Source organism: Ochrobactrum sp. SFR4, from assembly GCF_019730395.1.
Taxonomy (GTDB): domain Bacteria; phylum Pseudomonadota; class Alphaproteobacteria; order Rhizobiales; family Rhizobiaceae; genus Pseudochrobactrum.
This window is the reverse complement of sequence record NZ_JAAPBB010000612.1, coordinates 1-295: the sequence shown is the minus strand read 5'-3', so window position 1 is coordinate 295 and position 295 is coordinate 1. Positions and strand designations below refer to the sequence as shown.

Sequence of the window (295 nt, the reverse complement as noted above, 5' to 3'; positions counted from 1 at the left end):
GCCCGTATTCATGAGTTGATGGAAAACTCGCTGATGCTGGTGACGGCTCTCGCACCGCAAATCGGTTATGACGCGGCAGCAAAGATTGCCAAGACTGCCCATCACAATGGTACAACGCTTCGCGAAGAATCCCTCAAAAGCGGTCTTGTCAGTGAAGCAGAATATGAAGCTTTAGTGCGTCCGGAACTGATGTTGCAGCCTTCATAAGTTGCTTTGCATTATGCATTTATTGCAGCCCGTAACAGCTCATTGTTGCGGGCTGTTTTCTTTTTATAACGTCTCGTAACTTTAGCCC

1 pseudogene is annotated in these 295 nt (G+C 47.8%); it reads left to right on the top strand.

What is annotated here, in order from left to right:
- Window positions 1-207, top strand: a pseudogene (locus HBA93_RS20490) (class II fumarate hydratase); the annotation flags it as partial.
- Window positions 208-295: the final 88 nt, after the last annotated feature.